Origin of the sequence: Stieleria varia (assembly GCF_038443385.1) — a bacterium.
GTDB classification, from domain to species: Bacteria; Planctomycetota; Planctomycetia; order Pirellulales; family Pirellulaceae; genus Stieleria; species Stieleria varia.
Map to the genome: position 1 here is coordinate 7,423,511 of NZ_CP151726.1, position 17,091 is coordinate 7,440,601.

Here is a 17,091-nt window from a genome sequence, read left to right on the forward strand (position 1 = left end):
CGACTCGGCGCGGGAGCACTGGAACTCACAACTGGCTTTCGCTAACGTTCCTTGGATGGACTCCGTGAGAGTTTGGGATGCGGAAACAAAGTGGCAATGGCCTAATCTGCCCTACCTGTTGCGTTACCACGGAGAAGAACGCGTCGAGCGATACGGTGGCATCGATCCGGGAAAGCTTGTTGACAACGACTTCGCTGCCGTGCTGATACGGAAGTTTGATGCCGACGGACACGAAGAATCTCCAGCGAGTCTCAATATGCCCCTGGTGTCGGCAGAATGGAATGGAGAGATGGGAACCGAGACGGACATCCACACCGTGGTGCACACCGCGACCTCTGAAACATTCATCGTTGACGTCGGCGGAAGCGACGAGCATTCGCGGGGTATGTTGAAACTGTGGCTCATCTACGCCGATTTCCTCGGTTCGCGTCCCCCCAGTTCGTGGCCGAAAGAACCAGAGTGGGCAGGCGGAATCCTTGCGTACTGCGAAATCGGATGGGAGAAGCTGCCAAGAGATTCATGCCGCGGAACCGTCCGCTTCAAAGCACCTCCCACTGCAACGGGTTTTGATTGGAAAGAATGGTGCAATGACGTGGATTCTCCCGGAAAATCGCGACTGAAAGAAGAAGTGCCAAAGTAATTGAATCTCGAGGGATATGATCGGCGTCGAAAAGAGTTTCTGACGCAGTTAGCCGACGCCCGTGCAGCTTTCATTTTTTGTAGAATCGAAACACAATTGCGATGAGCGTACTCGACACTGAGAGTCGTGATGAGATTCGGACTGAGATCACTGATAATCGTCTTGATACTATCAGTTTTTGCCACAGCTTGGTTGCATGAACGTGAACAAACCCTGCCGCTTGATTGGGAACGCTATTCAGCTCAGCGCGTTCGGCAGGCGACAGAAACTGGTCGCGTCGTCTTGGTCTCGTTAATCGCTCGCTGGGACGTCGCCTGCATTTCGAACGAACCGTATGCAATACACAATCAAGAGATGATTCGCTTCATCAGAAACAATAAGGTCGTGCTGCTTCGCGCCGACATTACCGACGGGGATTTGGAAGCAACGCGACTGATGCAACGGCTTGGCCTAAAAAGCGTACCCGCTTTCATCGTGCACTCGCCATGCAGCCCAGACGCTCCCGTTGTTTTGTCCGATCTAACCAAAGAACAAATCCTACGTGATTCAATCTCGCAGGCGCGCAATTGTGAATGACGGATACCGTCGTGCATCAACTCGTTGCAACGCGTTTTGGCAAAGAAGATTAACGAAGTTCATCAATCCCAAATTTCCCAATTCAAATTGGCTTGCAACGTCCGATGCTTTGGCCCCTTGTCCTTCCATTCAAAATCACGGCCGTTGTATTGTCGCTTTTGGTGATCGCTGCCACTGCGCTGGGTTGGCCGCGATATTGGAGGCGAACGAAGACATTCGCGATGGGGTTCGCAAAGGGGAAGGGGGTTTTAAATGGGTTTTGGTTACACCCTTTTAGAATCACGTTTTATTGGCAGTTTTTATGCGGTTTCGAATCAGGACGGTGTTGAGCTTGACATTCGTCATTGCAATTTTGCTCGCTTGGTATTTGGACCATCAGAGGCTCAAGCACCAATTGGACGCTGCAAATTCGGCAAGGTTGGAAAAAGAGCGAATGCTGGCATTTCAAGAATCTTTGAAACTGTCAGATGCGTTGCGAGCACAACTAAACGCTGTAGATAATTGTACGGAGGGAAAAGCGAATTCGGTTGGGTCTGATGCGTATCGACGACAGCAAAAGGAGCTGCTTAAACATTTGGATGATTTCAGATTGGCCGAAGAGAACGAGCAATAAAGGGGACGGATTTTTACAAGCTGATCAAAGTGACTGATGTCGCCAATCAACATTGGTGCCCGTGCACAGTCGCGGATGCGACGGCAGCATTAAGCGTGGGGCGTCAGCCCCATGGGGTGTTACATTGACACGTCAGCGAAGCCACGAAGCGGCGACAGAAACGGGAGGGTATCAATCAGAATCTGTCGCCACCTTCGGGGCTTAATAGGGATCGTTGCGAAACGAAACCTGGGACTCACATCCCAGGCTTTACGCTTCCGCCGCCTCCGCGGCTCGACATTATGGGAGCGTTCACTTCTTAATACCCGATCCGTCTGCAGACCGCGCAGACGTTGAGTGAGGGGTTCTTTCTTTGGGACGTTACCAGCGAGAGCTTGCTTGTTTACCTGGTTGCCAAGACTGCCAGTGTGACTTGGGTACGCATAGCGTTTTCATTCTCTTGATCGTTTCAATGGAAGACGAAATGATCAACCTTGGCGACAGATTCTCGTCGCGATGAGACGTGGGAACATGCCAACTTGTGCCAAAATCTTCGTTGTGTGACTTCACTGACAATTGGCGAGCCTGATCGGTTTGCGAATGTAAACCAATGGGTGTGAGAGAGCGAGATTGAGAACGCTTGGTCGATGTCATGGCGTTCTCTCTGTGCAGTCCGGCCACTCTGCTTCTTCACTCACCAGCTCAAACATTGATCATCAGGCTGTATCAGTCCGCTGCGGATGCCATTGATGAATGCGTTCTTGCTCGGCATCCACCCCGTCACCTTCTCTTCCAAGACAGTCGTATTCATCACGAAGGTCAAGCGATTCAGTTGGTCAATTACGATTTGGTAGAAGATTACGGGTAGAAGATTGCCGGCGGGGACCGCGCGCGAAGAATCATTCTCTGCGACATTTTTCACCCGTAATCTTCTACCACCTTGGATCTGAGCAATAAGCACTGTCACGGTCGAACTTTGATTTGGCCGCCTTGGTAAGGTGCTCGCGTGTTTTGGTTCAGCGTGAGTTGGAGTGGAGATCGTAGCGAGAAAAGGGGAAGGTGGCGCGAAAAGGGGAAGGGGGTTTTAAAACAGGTACTCCGATCGAACCCGACACGATCACCGAGTACGGTCGCCGGGGTATCCAAGCTGCCAGCACCCACAAACCGGGAGCCTGTCACGTCTTTCGACACAGCATGGCCACCGCGATGCACGAAAACGGAGCGGACCTGACGCTGATCCAGCAAATCCTCGGCCACGCCAAGAGCGACACGACGCAAATTTACGCGCGAACGTCATTCCGCAAGCTCTTGGAAATCCACGACAAAACGCACCCTGCAGAGCGAAAAGAAAACTAACCGCCTCGCCACCCGATGCCGTACAATGACCTTCATACAACTACGACAAAAACTCCCCGCCGCCCTGTCTCCAGCAGCACCCGTGCGAGCGAGGGAAGTCGTAGTTGCCATTAGCCCGTGCGAAATTGTCTCACCAACGCCCCGCCGCATCAAACGCCACTGCACCTACGAGGCAGTCAGGCAAGTGATGAATTGGAATTGTTGCTTTGACGTAAATACAGCACACATCGACGCGAGGCCCTGAAAATGTGTGATGCTTTAGTGACTCATTCGGCAAACGTAATACTTTGTTTTGTTACCGTGATGCTTTCCGGGGTTGGCGTGCGAACTTGCTGGTCTCAGGATAGCCAATCAACTGGATATGCCTTTACTTCTCCAATGCCAATCAGCCTAAAGGTCGGCGACGAATTAGCGACCACAATCGATGATGTGGAGAACCTTTACTCCAAAGTTCAGTGGGGCCCGACGAAGGGAAGACTCGCAAGAGTCATTGCAGAGTTTTCAAATCCTCAGTCTGCGCAGGCACTGAGCGTGAGCGAAGATGTTGACTTGAGGATACTCGGTCAACGGCTTGTTGCGTTTCAGAGGTCGAATGCCGACGAAAAAACGGTGTCGAATGTTCAAAGCGATTTTGTACATGATGTTTTTCAATTGGCAAAGTCTCGCCCTTCCGCAGCGATGAGTGAGCTTTTAATGAGTCGACTCGATGAAGGGTCATGGGAGAAATATCTGAAAGATAGATCGTTTGCTGTCTCGCAAAGCTTTTCCGCGTCTAACGACCGCATTGCTCTAAACGATGGTCGCTTATGGCCAGTTCAAAAAGGCGTCGTTACTGGCATCGAAGACTTGATGCCCTTAGGCGCTGCACATGATGAGCGGCATCTTTTACTGAGTTTTACTAACGCCAATTCTAGTGATGTCCAGTCCCTAGTGATAGTTTTTGTGCTTGACCGATCCGGACAAGTGCTTATGAAGCATCACTGCATCGCGTGGTCTGATCGCGTATTCGATCAAGGCGGACAGTTCGCAATTGAAGTGGGGTTCAACGAATCAGCTGATCAGGCAGTTCTTTGGATCGCTCTGCCGGGCTCATTTGGTGTTGAGTGCCTCGCACTGGCAGAGCAACGGGTAGAGTGGTCATTCTTTTCCGCATGGCCAAAGGAACTTTTTGAGATCGGAAACAAACCGGAGAGAAAAACGGGACGGGAGAGAAAAACGGGACGGGGGTTGAATCGAATCAGTAGCAGGTTACGAAACGGTCACTTCTAAAATCCCGAACCCTCCTGCGAGCGCGCGGACGTTGATTGAGGGTTTCTTTCTTTGGGGTGCTGCCAGCTGGATTTTGCTGGTTTAGCTGGTTGCCGAGACTGCCCAGTGCGACTTGGGTGAGCAACGCGGTTTCTTGCTCTTGGTTGGCTCGATTGTAGACGATGCGATCACTCTGAGCGACTCGAAACAGTCGCGCTTTGAACGAGCAATAAAGAACGAGCAATAAAGGGAAGGGGGTTTTAAAAGCTGATTGAAGTGACTGATGTCGCCAATCAACATTGGTGCCCGTGCACAGTCGCGGATGCGACGGCAGCATAAAGCATTGGGCGTCAGCCCCATGGGGTGTTACATTGACACGTCAGCGAAGCCGCGAAGCGGCGACAGAAACGGGAGGGTATCAATCAGAATCTGTCGCCACCTTCGGGGCTTAATAGGGATCGTTGCGAAACGAGACCTGGGACTTGCGTCCCAGGCTTTACGCTTCCGCCGCTTCCGCGGCTCTACATTGTGGGAGCGTTCACTTCTTAATACCCGATCCGTCTGCAGACCGCGCAGACGTTGAGTGAGGGGTTCTTTCTTTGGGACGTTACTAGCGAGAGCTTGCCGGTTTACCCGGTTGCCAAGACTGCCCAGTGTGACTTGGGTAACCAATGCGTTGCTGTTCGCTTGATCGAGACGAACGCGAAAAGGGCAAGGGGGTTTGGAATTGGGTTTGAATGTTTGCACGCGAAGGCGCTAAGACGCGAAGGAGAGAGCACCTTTCTTCGCGCCTTCGCGTCTTAGCGTGAGCAAACTTGAGGAACGGAGAAACAGGAACAGCACTTTGTTGAGGCATCGTACTGTCTCAAACCGAGCAGAGGAAAAAGCGGGACTAAGATCGATTCGGTGAACCCGGCGGCAAGCAACAAAGTGCTGTGTCCCCGTAAGCCTGGCGACAAAACGCACCCTGTGGAGCAAGTAGAAAAGTAGCCGCATGGCAGCCCAATGCCGTACAATGAGCTCCATGCAACTACGACAAAAACTCCCCCGCCGCCCTCTCTCCAACCGCACTCGTGGCCAACGCGAAAAGGGGAAGAACGCGAAAAGGGGAAGGGGGTTTTAAATGGGTTTCGCTGCATTGGCGGCCGGTGAATTAAAGGAATTGCGAACCTGCGTCGATCGCTCTCGACCCTACGGCAGTGAGCAATGGATCGAGCAAGTGGCTGAAAGGCACGGGCTATGGCACACCTTGCGTCCCGCAGGCCGCCCACGCAAACGCCCAAAGCCAAAAGTCACTTCAGAGTGACCAATTCAACCCCCGTCCCGTTTTTTTTCCTGTTGTTTTTCCTGGTGCATTTGGTTTCCATCAATACCGCGTTGGCAGATGAGCCTGGAAAAATGAAGATCCAACCAGTCAATCACAATACTGTGCTCTCGCTCATTCAGGGGATCGAAGATCTTGAGCAACGGGAATTTGATTTGGGACAATTGAAGAAGATTACATCGGATCTCGGGCCGCCTGCGTTCGCGGACTATTATATTTTTGAAAAGGGGGCGGGAGACTGCGACTTCTGCACGAAGCTAGGGGGGCTTCCGTTTGTCGACAATAGGTTTAGCTGGCCAGTCGTGAACAATAAGCCGATGACATTTGTCGCACAGCTCTATTTAGGTGAATCTTGGGATATATTGAACGCCCGCCAAGGGAATCGTACATTTGCATTTGATGTGATTTCAATTTTCGCGGAATCGACGTTTCCAGACGGTAGCAGCCATTCGATCCGTGTGTACGGCTCAAACTCTCGTACTGGAAAGCGTGCTTCGGCGAGCGAAGTGCCTGATGGTGTTCGCGTCCTTACTGAGGCTAGAGGAAAGCGATTTAGGTTAAGCATCTTCCCGAATGCGCAGCACAAAGGAGTTTTCGTCAACAATCACATTGATATTGACATCGCATTCCCAAGAGGTTCATTTGTTTCATGCTATACAAAAAATATTCAGCCGAGCGACTGGAGGGCTAACGAAATTAATGAGCAAGGTTCAGGTGTAGCGGTATTTTTCGGCATCGACTTTGTAAACTTACCAGAATTGGGATTAAATCTTCCCAAGTTACTGCAGGGCGTTCATCCAATTGATCGCAATTGGCTGTCGCTAGGAGGGGGGCAGGTTATTGTTTCGTCGAGCTCTGGTGAGCTATCATCTTTTTTTCAGCGTTGAACGCACGTAACCGTTCACTTCTTAATTTCCGGTCCCTCCGACGAGCGCGCAGACACTGATTGAGGGTTTCTTTCTTTTGGGGAGTTGCCAGCAAGAACTTGCTGCTTGGTGCCACAATCGGCGTCGGGTAATAGAACAGACGTTCAGCCGCCACGCGATAGTGTCCGGTGCTTACACCTGTACTCGAGAAGTTGAGAATGGGTTTGGAATAGCCAAAACGACCCCATCCACTTTACACGCGCTCGGCTATGGGGCGTGAGCTGATCGGTGAGTCAATTTCCAGCGTGATGGCGGTTCATCGACCATTCAGACCAGCTACGACGGATTGAAAGACTGGTCAATGATCGCTCAAACGGTATTTAACCTTGACGAATGACCGCTATGTGCCGATGATGGATTTGAATCTGTTTTCCGTTTTGCATAAGCCGTTGCCGTGTTTCAGCATCTACTTCACCTGCTCATTTGCATCACCGTGCTGGTTTGTCCAGCGACGGGTGGGCGGTGTTGTGGCGGTGCGGATGATTCGCAATTGGCGACGACGGTCAGCGATTGTGATGATTGTTGCTGTCACGAAAAAACGGACGACTCGCGAAACGATGCTCCGGTTTCGCCATCGTGTCCCGACGAATGTCACGATTGCTTCTGTGCGGGAGCGTTGCCGCCCGCGTTTGAAACACCGATGCCGCAACTCGATTTCGATGCGTTCTTCGTCGTGTCGATGGATGCTGCCGTATCGCCTTCTGCTAACAAGGTCTCTCGAACAGACGACTTTCCCGACAGCTTCAAGCCGCCGAGTGGGCGTGCGCTGCTGACTTCTTATTGCACACTGCTTTTGTAACGACTCCCTGCTCTGAGTCTACAGCCTCCCTCGTTGGATGATTCGTGAAACGTGCTGCGCATGCACGAATTGCGATGCAAGGGTTATGGCTGGCGTTCTCTTTCGTTGCATGTCGTCTCTCCGGAAAGCATTGCTATGTCTGAAGCTAAAGTTCTTGAACAACCCGTCACTTCGCCTCAGCCAATCTCCGCCATACCCCTCTCACGCGAGCAACCGCCATCGGATCTGCCATCGGATGCATTGCCGACTCGTTTGGGAATCGTTGATCGTGCGAGAGGTTTCGTTTTCGGTTGGATGCCCTCCGTCTTGGTCGTCGCTGTGTTGGCTGGGATGGCTTGGTTCGGTCATCAAAACGATTGGAAACTGCCAAAGTTCAGTAGCGTGGCTGAGGATGTCGCAAATGCCGATCCCGCTTGGTGCGACAGTCATGGGGTGCCCGAGGAAGCGTGCATCGTTTGCCAACCGGGCCTGATCGAGGACGCGGCCGAGTTGACGTTCTGCCGAGAACATGGTGTTCACGGATGCGTACTGTGTCACCCGAGGCTGGCTGAAACGAAACAGCCAACGGAACCCACCACCAGCGACCTGGCTCGGGCGGAACGTGCCTTGATGTTGACACATCGCAAAGAAAACATCGCTGTCAGCAGCACTCCTGGAACTCGGATTCAGTTCGCGTCACTCGAAGCGATGACCAAAGCGGGCGTTGACGTCGAGCCCGTTGAGAGGCGTGCCATCACCGAGGAAATCACTGCGGCTGGCGAGATTCGATACGACGAGACCAAGACGGCCCAAGTCTCGCCGCAAATCGATGGGATCGTGCGGCGAGCGATGGTGCAAGTCGGTGACTGGGTGAAAGCCGGCGACGTAATGGCCGTGATCGACTCGCAAGAAGCCGGACGGCTGAAGACCGCGTTGTTGTCTGCGTTGCTGTACGAACAACTCAAGCAAGATCAACACGATCGCGTTGCCAAGCTGGCCCCGAGCGGTGCCATTTCCGGCAGCCGAGTCATGGAAGCAAAAACGGAATTGCGGCAGGCAAATGCGAACGTGGAACAAGCGATCCGTGCGTTTACCAACCTGGGTTTGCACGTGGACATCGAGAGACTGCGTGGGGAGGATCTCGCGAAGGCGAAAGCGATCATTCGTTCGATTGGTGCAGACCACATCAAGGATGTCGAGGACAGCGACAATCTCGTTGCCGTCACCGCGCCCATAGAAGGTCGTGTCGTCGATCGACTCGCGACGATCGGGCAAGTCGTCGATCGTGGCAGCAATATATTCCGCATCGTCGACACTCGCGCTGTGTGGCTTGATCTGAGAGTCGCGGCGGAACAAGCATCATTGGTTCGGATCGGTCAAACCGTTCGCTATTTGCCGGACGGTCAAACAACGACACACGAAGGAAGAGTTTCTTGGATTAGCACAGACGTTGATCCTCAAACGCGCACCGTTCGGGTTCGTACAGAGCTTTCCAACACGGATGAAAGCCTACGAAATGAATCATTCGGCGCGGGACAGATCGTATTGCGTGAGGAGTCCGACGCGATCGTTGTCCCCGAATCATCGTTGCAATGGGATGGGACAGGACATGTCGTTTTTGTGAGGGACGCGAGGTTCTTTGAAAAGAATCGCCCCAAGTTCTTTGTCGCGCGCAGTGTGCGGCCAGGCGTAAGGCGAGACAAATTCGTCGAAATCATCGCGGGCGTTTTGCCAGGCGAAGTGGTCGCGTCAAGCGGCAGCGACGTGCTGCGGGCTCAGTTGCTCAAGAGCAACCTTGGTGCCGGCTGCACCTGCGGCCACTGATCACTGCAATGTTGGACCATGAAAGGGAATTTTAGTGCTTGAACGACTAATTGAAGTATCGCTGCATCATCGCGTTGCCGTCTTGCTGGGCGTCATCGTCTTGATCGCCACCGGCGGCTATGCACTCAGCCGCCTGGACATCGATGCTTTTCCCGACACGACGCCGGTGATGGTTCAAGTCAACACGACGGCGGCATCGCTTGCACCGGAGGAGATCGAGCGGCAGATCACCTACCCGATCGAGCAATCATTGAGCGGATTGCCAGCTTTGGAGAACATTCGTTCGGTGTCAAAGTTTGGATTCTCACAGGTCGTCGTCACTTTCGAGGACGGCACCGACATTTACTTTGCTCGGCAGGTCGTTGGCGAACGACTGGCGACCGTTGAGCTGCCCATGGGAGTTAGTCGTCCCAAGATGGGCCCCGTCGCGACGGGACTTGGTGAAGTGTTCCATTACATACTGACTTATCCTGGCGTCGACTTTTCGGCGTTGCCCGACGAAGAGCGATTGCATTTACTGACTGAACTGCGGACGACGCATGACTGGGTCGTCAAACCACAGCTAAGAACGGTTCCTGGTACGGCAGAGATTAACAGTTGGGGCGGGTATGAAAAGCAGTTTCAGGTTCGGCTTGATCCGGCCGGATTGGTGTCACGCGGGTTGACGTTTGGCGAGGTTGTCACGGCACTTCAGCAAAACAACCGTAACGTCGGAGGGGGCAACATCGACCGCATGGGCGAAATGCTGCTGGTGCAGGGTCTCGGACGAACGACGGACATCGAACAGATCGGCAACATTGTCATCAAAGCCGTTGATGGAGTGCCGGTTCGCATTCGCGACGTTTCAACCGTCGATATTGGTCATGAAATTCGCCGCGGAGCGGTGACAGCGGATGGGCGAGGTGAAGCGGTGATGGGACTCGGTTTCATGTTGATGGGCGAGAACACTCACCAATACACCGAAGCGTTAAAGAAGAGGATCGAAGAAATCAAGTCCAACCTGCCGTCCGGTATGGCCTTGGTGACCATGTACGATCGAACCGAGTTGGTCGATTCGGTGATCGACACGGTTCGCAAGAACCTTTTTGAAGGCGGTTTGTTGGTTGTCGCGGTGTTGTTCTTCTTTCTCGGGAATCTGCGAGCCGGATTGATTGTGGCTTTGGCGATCCCGTTGTCGATGCTGTTCGCATTCACCGGCATGTGGCGTTTCGGAATCGCCGCCAGCTTGCTCAGTCTCGGTGCGATCGACTTTGGGTTGGTCGTCGACAGTTCCGTCGTGATGATCGAGAACTGTACGCGACATTTGAGCGAAGCCAATCCATTGAAGCGAAGTCGCTTGGAGATCGTTCGCGACGCAGCCGTTGAGGTGCGTGGACCGACGATGTTTGGTGAGCTCATCATCATGATCGTCTATCTGCCGATCCTGACGCTGGAAGGCATCGAGGGCAAAATGTTCCGTCCCATGGCGATGACGGTCATTTTTGCACTGGCCGGATCCATGCTGATGTCGATGACGTTGATGCCCGTGTTGGCGAGTTTGCTGTTGCCGAAAAAGATGACCGATCGCGAACCATTGCTCGTTCGTTTGCTGAAGCGTCTTTATCACCCCGTGTTGCATTTTACGATGCGGCAAAAGTTCGCCGTGATCGGTTTCGCATCAGGCGTTTTGCTGATCGCGTTTGGAATGATCGCTCCGAATCTCGGAACCGAGTTCATGCCACAGCTTAGCGAGGGTGCCGTTGCCATCAATGTGGTTCGCCTGGCGGGAACCGAACTCGATGATTCCCTGCGTTTCAATTCGCAGATGGAACGTGTGTTGCTCGATGAGTTTCCCGACGAAGTGGCGCATGTTTGGAGCCGTATCGGTTCGGCAGAGATCGCGACCGATCCAATGGGACTCGAATTGACGGACGTCTTCATCACGCTGCGTCCCCGCAGTCAGTGGAAACAAGCGTCCAGCCAAAGTGAGTTGACGCGGCGATTCGAGCAGACCCTCCGCGATTTGCCCGGCCAGCGACTCGCCTATACCCAACCGATCAAACTGCGACTGGATGAACTCGGAACCGGCAGTCGTAGTGATATCGCCGTGAAGCTGTACGGTGATGACCTGGATACGCTGTCTGCGAAAGCAGCTGAGATCGAGCAAGTGCTGCTCGCTGTTGAGGGCTCAGCGGACGTGGGTGCGACCCAATTGACAGGTCAACCGATGCTGCAAATCAAGATCAAACAGGACGTGATTGCTCGCTACGGCATCCCTGCGTCATCGGTGCTAGATCTTGTCGAAGCGATCGGGAACCGGCCTGTCGGTGACGTTTTTGAAGGTCAGTTGCGTTTTCCCTTGGTTATTCGTCTACCGAAGGCGAACCGCGATGACCCGGATGCGATTGCCGCGATTCCGGTGACCACACCGGCGGGCGAGCAGATTCCGTTGGGGCGTTTGGCAGATGTCGTCTTGACGACGGGGCCTTCGCAAATTGCCCGTGAATGGGGGCAACGACGCGTGACGGTTTCGGTCAATGTGCGAGGCCGTGATGTCGGCGGTTTCGTTGCCGAAGCTCGGCGAAAGCTTGACGAAAAAATCGTGATGCCATCGTCGCGTTACTACATCGAGTTCGGCGGACAGTTTGAACACATGATCGCTGCTCGCCAGAGGTTGATGATTGTGGTGCCTGTGGCACTGGTGTTGATTTTTTCATTGCTGTACATGACCTATGGAAACATCGTCGATACGGTTCGGGTTTTCACGGGAATCCCCTTCGCGTGGACCGGCGGCATCATCGCCTTGTGGCTTCGTGACATGCCGTTTTCGATTTCGGCAGCGGTCGGGTTTGTCGCTTTATCGGGTGTGGCGGTACTTGACGACATGCTGTTGGTGTCGTGCATTCGACAGCTTCGCGAAAAAGGCATGGCACTGGAGAAAGCGGTCGAGCAGGCTGCTTTGACTCGTCTGCGTCCGGTGCTCATGACGACACTTGTCGCGGCGTTGGGATTCATCCCGATGGCATTCAGTACTGGAATGGGTGCCGAGGTTCAACGACCGCTCGCAACCGTCGTGATCGGCGGCGTCATCAGTGCGATGGTGATGTCGCTGCTGGTACTGAGAGTGCTGTACATGGTCTTTCAAGGTCCGATTCATGCGGACGAACACAACTCACCGGGCAATGGCCCAACTCGCAAAGTCGATGGCGAGTCATTGTCTGATGTCGAAGCAATCGGCAGACATTCCGTTTCAAGGCAACCGAATCGTCTCGGTGTCGATGTTTGCTGATGCTTTACACGAAGGGAGAATGGAAATGAGATTGTTTTTTTCAATGATGTTGGCAGCGTTGGTATCCGTCGGCATCACTGGGTGTGGGGAGAAAACTCAAGAGGTCGTCCATGAGCATGCGGAAGGTGACCATGCGGAAGGTGAGCATGCGGCAGACAAGCATGCGGAAGGTGAGCATGCTTCGCACGACCACAGCGGTTGGTGGTGCAATGAACACGGTGTTCCCGAGGAAGAGTGTGCATTGTGCAAGACTTCGCTGATCGCTGACTTCAAAGCGAAAGGGGACTGGTGCGATGAGCACAATCGCCCTGATTCGCAGTGTTTCATCTGCAACCCAGACAACTTCAGCAAGTTTGCGTCCCGCTACGAAGCCAAGTTCGGCGAACAACCGCCCAAGCCAACTGAATAAGCGACGCGATGGCGGCAGCCAGTTTGTGGGTTCAGCGACGAGCCGCAGAAAAACCGGCGGCTCGTGGGGTGGCTCGTGGGGTGGCTCGTCCTGTGGCGGGCAGCGTTTACTTGCGTGGTTTCAGGGGCAGACGGTAGAGGAAGATTTCATGCGGGGCGTCCGTTTCAACGGATTTGATCGTGATCCTTTGCTCCGGTTGGAACGCTTCGATGGGAAAATCGTGACAGACGATGCGGGTTCCGGCCTTCATTTTCTGGATTTGTGGGACCAGTTGATCATTCATCTCGGGCAACAGATACAACGTCAGCACCGTCGCCGGTGCCAGATCCACTTTGAAAATGTCTTTCTGTTCGATGCGAACCAACGACTGGACGCCCGCTTGTTTGACTCGTTCACGAGATTGATCGATCTTTAACGGGTTGATGTCGAATCCAACCGCGCGACATCGATACTTGACCGCCGCGGCAACGACGATCCGTCCATCGCCACATCCGAGGTCGTACAACACGTCGTCCTTTTTGACTTTGACCAAGTCCAGCATCTTGGCGACGACATCGTCCGGCGTTGGGACCGTGATGGCACTTTCGACCGGTTCAACGGACCGGTCATCTGCCGTCGAGTGAGCCACAGTGGTGAATAAGCCGACGATTGTGACACTCCATGCAATGGCCGCAAAATGAAATCGAAGCATGGTCTGCACAATCCTATTTGGGGTGCCGTGAAAAACTGGGGACGGGAACCCAGATTCTAGCTCTTTTGTGCACGCGGGAGGTGTTTTTCTTTTTCAATCAAAACGCTCCGCCTCCGAAACCGCCTCCCATGCCGCCGCCGACGTTGCGGTTTTGGAAACGCAAGTCGGATTGGATCTGGTCGGCCAGTTCATTGCCGACAATCGAATGCTGCTTGTCCATTTCGACGCTGTAGGTGTAATGGTGATCCAACGCGTTTGCGCCGTGTCTCTCAGCCGGGATCGTCATGTCCCACCGCAGGATTCCGGCGGGGCGAGAAAGACGCAGGTACAACGGGTCGTCGGAAAGATTGGTGGTCTGCTCAGCGGTCAACTGAATGTCGATTGAACCGTCGGTTGCTGCGATCGGCATTCGGTCGAACAGCCGAATGTCGATCGGCGAGGCATGAAAATTACTGACAACCAATCGGAAGGCCATTTCATATCGTCGGTTGCCGCCTTGGATGGACTCACGCCGATTGAGCAGTTCTCGTCTTGTCCGCACCTGTCGGTCGCTGCCGAATCCCACGATCATCGGCTGCCCGGGTGCGGTGGGCTCAAGAGTGGTTTCTCCGATAAAGCGACCGTCAAGGTAGACGTCTGCATCGCCGCCGGGTAATGGGATGTCCGAATTGTTCGTGATGCGAGCTTCATGGTACGCGTAGCTGCTCAACAACGGCATGACGACGCGATACATTTCCGTAGGCAATGCTTGCTCCATCACAGGCAGTCGGTGCGGTGTTGCTCGGCAGTTTAGATCAAGTTCGCCGGGCACCGAAAACTGCAGGTCCGCAAGATCTTGATCCGCATCGGGGGCGATCTGACGTTGCACGCTACTGGCTCGTGATAATTCCGCAATTTGCTGATGGGAGGCCATTTGGTTCAGTGCGGCATCCTGTTGCCAGGACATCGGATTTGTGGTGCCGAGTCCCGGCATCACCGTGGTGGGAAACGCATTGTCCGTCGGCAGGCCCGACTCACTGTCGGCCGTAGATATTCTCAGGGGCACCATTTGCGGGTGACTCGTACGATACTCTGGCGACGTGCCGGCTAGAGTGACTTTCACCATGGGCCAATCCTCGCCACTTTGCTGAATCACGTTGGCGTCCATGGCCAATCTCACGGGCTCGCCGGCGTTTTGGCCAGGCTTCACGCTGGCTGTCGTGCCAAACACTTTGTAAACCGGCACCCAACTGACGTTGTGTACTTGGTAGGTCAACCGCAGTGACCCGCCGCCGGGAGAGCGTACGGTCAGGATCACATCGGAGGTCTCCTTGGCGTCGGATCGTAGCCATGGTTTCGGCTGTGACTCAAGCCGCTCGATGGCATCGGATATCTCCTGGACTTTTGCCTGCTGCTGAAACAGCTCGGTGGCGAGTTCACGGCGTCGTGACATCGTGAATTCAGCCAACTGAGTTAAGGCCCCCACATCGAGGCGAGCTTGATTGAGATCGTCTCTTGTTTTCTCTGCGGAGAACGCAACGAGTTTTTCTAATGTTGCGAGATCCTGCTCGACGACCGACTCGGTTTGCTGCGCGGTTCGAAGCTCCGTGTCGAGCTTTCGACGCTCATCCGCCCAAGCCTGTTTCTCCTCCTCAATTTGAGGGTTGAGAACTGCGTGGTGGGTATCAAGGTGCAGGCCGATCAAGTCTATGTCGTGGGCATCCTCCACCCGAACGCTGTCAGCGACGAGTGCCGATGGCAGACCGGTGCAACGGATTCGTTGAACCTCCATGGACGGCTCAATGACGACGCTTCTTTGCACTCTCGCTTGATCGCGGTACACAGTTGCCGATACCACTTTCGTTGCAACCGTTTTCTCCACCGCATCGTCACTCCATGAGATTTGGGCGGATGTGGCGGTGAAAAAGCACAGCATCAAGCATGTTGTCGCGGCAAACGCGTTTTGCGTGGTACCCAAGGTATGCGTAATCATGTCCATGGTTTCCTGATGTTTTTTGAGATTCGATTCGTCCGTGGCAGTTCAATCTGTTGCGATTTGCAACAGACGGTGTCGGAACCGTGTTGCCAAATCAAACGTGCTGATCGATAGGTGCTTGGAATCGTTGATGTTGATGATGCCGTTGCATTCGGCATACCAATTGCATCAATGGAAATGCATTCAAGCAGAACTGCCCCGCAGACTTCTTCAACTCGATCCCAACCCGAGCAATCAGGCGTCCTATGTTGAAACGAATTCGATCGATCATCCGGGCGTGTCTCATTCTCGGTGCGTTCATTCTGATGCCGAGAGCAATGCCTGCCTTGTTGATGGCACAAGACACAAGTCCTGCGTCTTCACGTTCTGTGAAGTCTTGGATTGCCGATTCACAAATGAGTTCGTCGCAGGAGGAAAATCTGGAACTCGTTTTGCAGGCACCATCACCTTTTGCTTGGGATCATCAGACAACGATTCTGGACATACATCGCGATCTCTCCACGGTCGTTCAGGCGGTCATCGATCAGCGTTCGTTCGATGAAATCGGTGTCGACTGTAACCGAGCCACGCGACCAGAATTGGCGAGTTCAATGTTAGCCAAACGCACTCGAGAGACTCGCGTGATCACGTCCAACTCGGACCCGTTTGGCAGTCCTGTCGTGGACGACGAACCGGCTGGCAATGAGTCCGCTGGTAATGAGTCCGCTTCGGACACGCCGTGGTGGAAATCTATTCCGGTCAAGCCTCGGGCGTCAAGCGATGTGACGAGCAACTCAATCAGCCTGTTGTCTCACTTGGATTCCTTTCTTGCCCCGGTGGATGCGACGATCACCATTCGATCGGGGCAGATCACGATCACCACGATCGAGTCTGCCGAGATGAATGGATACTTGAGAGTCTATGATGTCACTTCGCTGGTGGAGAAACTCAACGCGGCAACCAAGACTCCCGTTTTGACGCTGGATGGTTTCGTTCCCAATGATTCCAATGGCTGGCAGCTCACCGAATCGCTCCAGCAGATGGTCGAATCGGATTGCTGGGTCAACATGGGTGGAGCTTCAGATTGCAGAATGCATTGCCTTGGCACGCGGCGATACTTGGTGGTGCGGACTCGACTGATCACCCATTGCCAAGTGCAAGCGTACTTGGATTCCTTGGCACGCTAGCCTTGATCATTCACGCGGCTCGCTGCAGTCTTCGCAACACGTTTGCACAAAACGGTTTGCGCGGATTAGCACGAAAACAGTGTGCGCATATCAGCCGCCACGCGATAGCGTCCGGTTCTCACGCCTATAGTTAGGAACCGGACGCTATCGCGTTGCGGCTGATGAATAATCCGGACTAGAGACTAGAGAGGCAAAGTCGAGTGAATGTCGCTCGATTTTCCAAATCGATAGCGTGCTTCATCATACGGTCGGGCAAGTGGCAACCGCTGACCCACGGGCTCGCGGCGTGAATGCGTTTAGTGGATGGTTGATTTTAAG

13 protein-coding genes are annotated in these 17,091 nt (G+C 53.8%); 10 read left to right on the forward strand and 3 right to left on the reverse strand.

Annotation, left to right across the window (positions count from 1 at the left end):
* The first annotated feature begins 64 nt into the window (after positions 1-64).
* Positions 65-640 (forward strand): hypothetical protein, encoded by a 576-nt coding sequence (locus tag Pla52nx_RS24960; protein WP_146520399.1) that lies wholly within the window; start codon positions 65-67, stop codon positions 638-640.
* A 129-nt stretch (positions 641-769) separates the two neighbouring features.
* A complete protein-coding gene (locus Pla52nx_RS33025) occupies positions 770-1,216 on the forward strand; it encodes a thioredoxin family protein (protein ID WP_146520398.1) in 447 nt (148 codons plus the stop codon).
* A 973-nt stretch (positions 1,217-2,189) separates the two neighbouring features.
* Here the strand turns inward: Pla52nx_RS33025 and Pla52nx_RS24965 are convergent.
* On the reverse strand, positions 2,190-2,462 hold the full coding sequence (locus Pla52nx_RS24965) for a hypothetical protein (protein WP_342190255.1): 273 nt from the start codon (positions 2,460-2,462) through the stop codon (positions 2,190-2,192).
* Between the two features lie 405 nt (positions 2,463-2,867).
* Here Pla52nx_RS24965 and Pla52nx_RS24970 point away from each other — a divergent pair, with 405 nt between their 5' ends.
* The 7 genes from Pla52nx_RS24970 (at position 2,868) to Pla52nx_RS25000 (ending at position 12,941) form a co-directional block, all read left to right on the forward strand.
* On the forward strand, positions 2,868-3,164 hold the full coding sequence (locus Pla52nx_RS24970) for a tyrosine-type recombinase/integrase (RefSeq protein WP_146520397.1): 297 nt from the start codon (positions 2,868-2,870) through the stop codon (positions 3,162-3,164).
* A gap of 246 nt (positions 3,165-3,410) precedes the next feature.
* Entirely contained in the window at positions 3,411-4,433 is a 1,023-nt protein-coding gene (locus Pla52nx_RS24975; RefSeq protein ID WP_146520396.1) for a hypothetical protein, read from the forward strand.
* A 1,281-nt stretch (positions 4,434-5,714) separates the two neighbouring features.
* Positions 5,715-6,623: a DUF1963 domain-containing protein gene (locus Pla52nx_RS24980; protein WP_197454636.1), complete on the forward strand. Its 909-nt coding sequence runs from the start codon at positions 5,715-5,717 to the stop codon at positions 6,621-6,623.
* Between the two features lie 433 nt (positions 6,624-7,056).
* Positions 7,057-7,461: a hypothetical protein gene (locus tag Pla52nx_RS24985; protein ID WP_146520394.1), complete on the forward strand. Its 405-nt coding sequence runs from the start codon at positions 7,057-7,059 to the stop codon at positions 7,459-7,461.
* A 135-nt stretch (positions 7,462-7,596) separates the two neighbouring features.
* On the forward strand, positions 7,597-9,264 hold the full coding sequence (locus Pla52nx_RS24990) for an efflux RND transporter periplasmic adaptor subunit (protein ID WP_197454635.1): 1,668 nt from the start codon (positions 7,597-7,599) through the stop codon (positions 9,262-9,264).
* Between the two features lie 34 nt (positions 9,265-9,298).
* Entirely contained in the window at positions 9,299-12,532 is a 3,234-nt protein-coding gene (locus Pla52nx_RS24995) for an efflux RND transporter permease subunit (RefSeq protein WP_146520392.1), read from the forward strand.
* A gap of 25 nt (positions 12,533-12,557) precedes the next feature.
* Positions 12,558-12,941, forward strand: coding sequence for an RND transporter (locus tag Pla52nx_RS25000; RefSeq protein ID WP_231742014.1), 384 nt, complete (start codon positions 12,558-12,560; stop codon positions 12,939-12,941).
* Positions 12,942-13,047: 106 nt separating this feature from the next.
* On the opposite strand, the gene Pla52nx_RS25005 is transcribed toward Pla52nx_RS25000, so the two are convergent.
* Together Pla52nx_RS25005 and Pla52nx_RS25010 are read right to left on the reverse strand one after the other, a co-directional pair.
* Positions 13,048-13,632: an SAM-dependent methyltransferase gene (locus Pla52nx_RS25005; protein ID WP_146520391.1), complete on the reverse strand. Its 585-nt coding sequence runs from the start codon at positions 13,630-13,632 to the stop codon at positions 13,048-13,050.
* A gap of 97 nt (positions 13,633-13,729) precedes the next feature.
* Complete coding sequence (locus tag Pla52nx_RS25010; RefSeq protein WP_197454634.1) at positions 13,730-15,604, reverse strand: mucoidy inhibitor MuiA family protein; 1,875 nt, start codon at positions 15,602-15,604, stop codon at positions 13,730-13,732.
* Positions 15,605-15,852: 248 nt separating this feature from the next.
* Here Pla52nx_RS25010 and Pla52nx_RS25015 point away from each other — a divergent pair, with 248 nt between their 5' ends.
* Positions 15,853-16,773: a hypothetical protein gene (locus Pla52nx_RS25015; protein WP_146520389.1), complete on the forward strand. Its 921-nt coding sequence runs from the start codon at positions 15,853-15,855 to the stop codon at positions 16,771-16,773.
* Positions 16,774-17,091 lie beyond the last annotated feature (318 nt).

Coding starts and splice junctions, on each gene's coding strand:
- Pla52nx_RS25005 (WP_146520391.1), bottom strand. CDS start 13,632: ATGCTTCGATTTCATTTTGCGGCCATTGCATGGAGTGTCACAATCGTC.
- Pla52nx_RS25015 (WP_146520389.1), top strand. CDS start 15,853: ATGTTGAAACGAATTCGATCGATCATCCGGGCGTGTCTCATTCTCGGT.
- Pla52nx_RS24990 (WP_197454635.1), top strand. CDS start 7,597: ATGTCTGAAGCTAAAGTTCTTGAACAACCCGTCACTTCGCCTCAGCCA.
- Pla52nx_RS24975 (WP_146520396.1), top strand. CDS start 3,411: ATGTGTGATGCTTTAGTGACTCATTCGGCAAACGTAATACTTTGTTTT.
- Pla52nx_RS25000 (WP_231742014.1), top strand. CDS start 12,558: ATGAGATTGTTTTTTTCAATGATGTTGGCAGCGTTGGTATCCGTCGGC.
- Pla52nx_RS33025 (WP_146520398.1), top strand. CDS start 770: ATGAGATTCGGACTGAGATCACTGATAATCGTCTTGATACTATCAGTT.
- Pla52nx_RS25010 (WP_197454634.1), bottom strand. CDS start 15,604: ATGATTACGCATACCTTGGGTACCACGCAAAACGCGTTTGCCGCGACA.
- Pla52nx_RS24965 (WP_342190255.1), bottom strand. CDS start 2,462: ATGACATCGACCAAGCGTTCTCAATCTCGCTCTCTCACACCCATTGGT.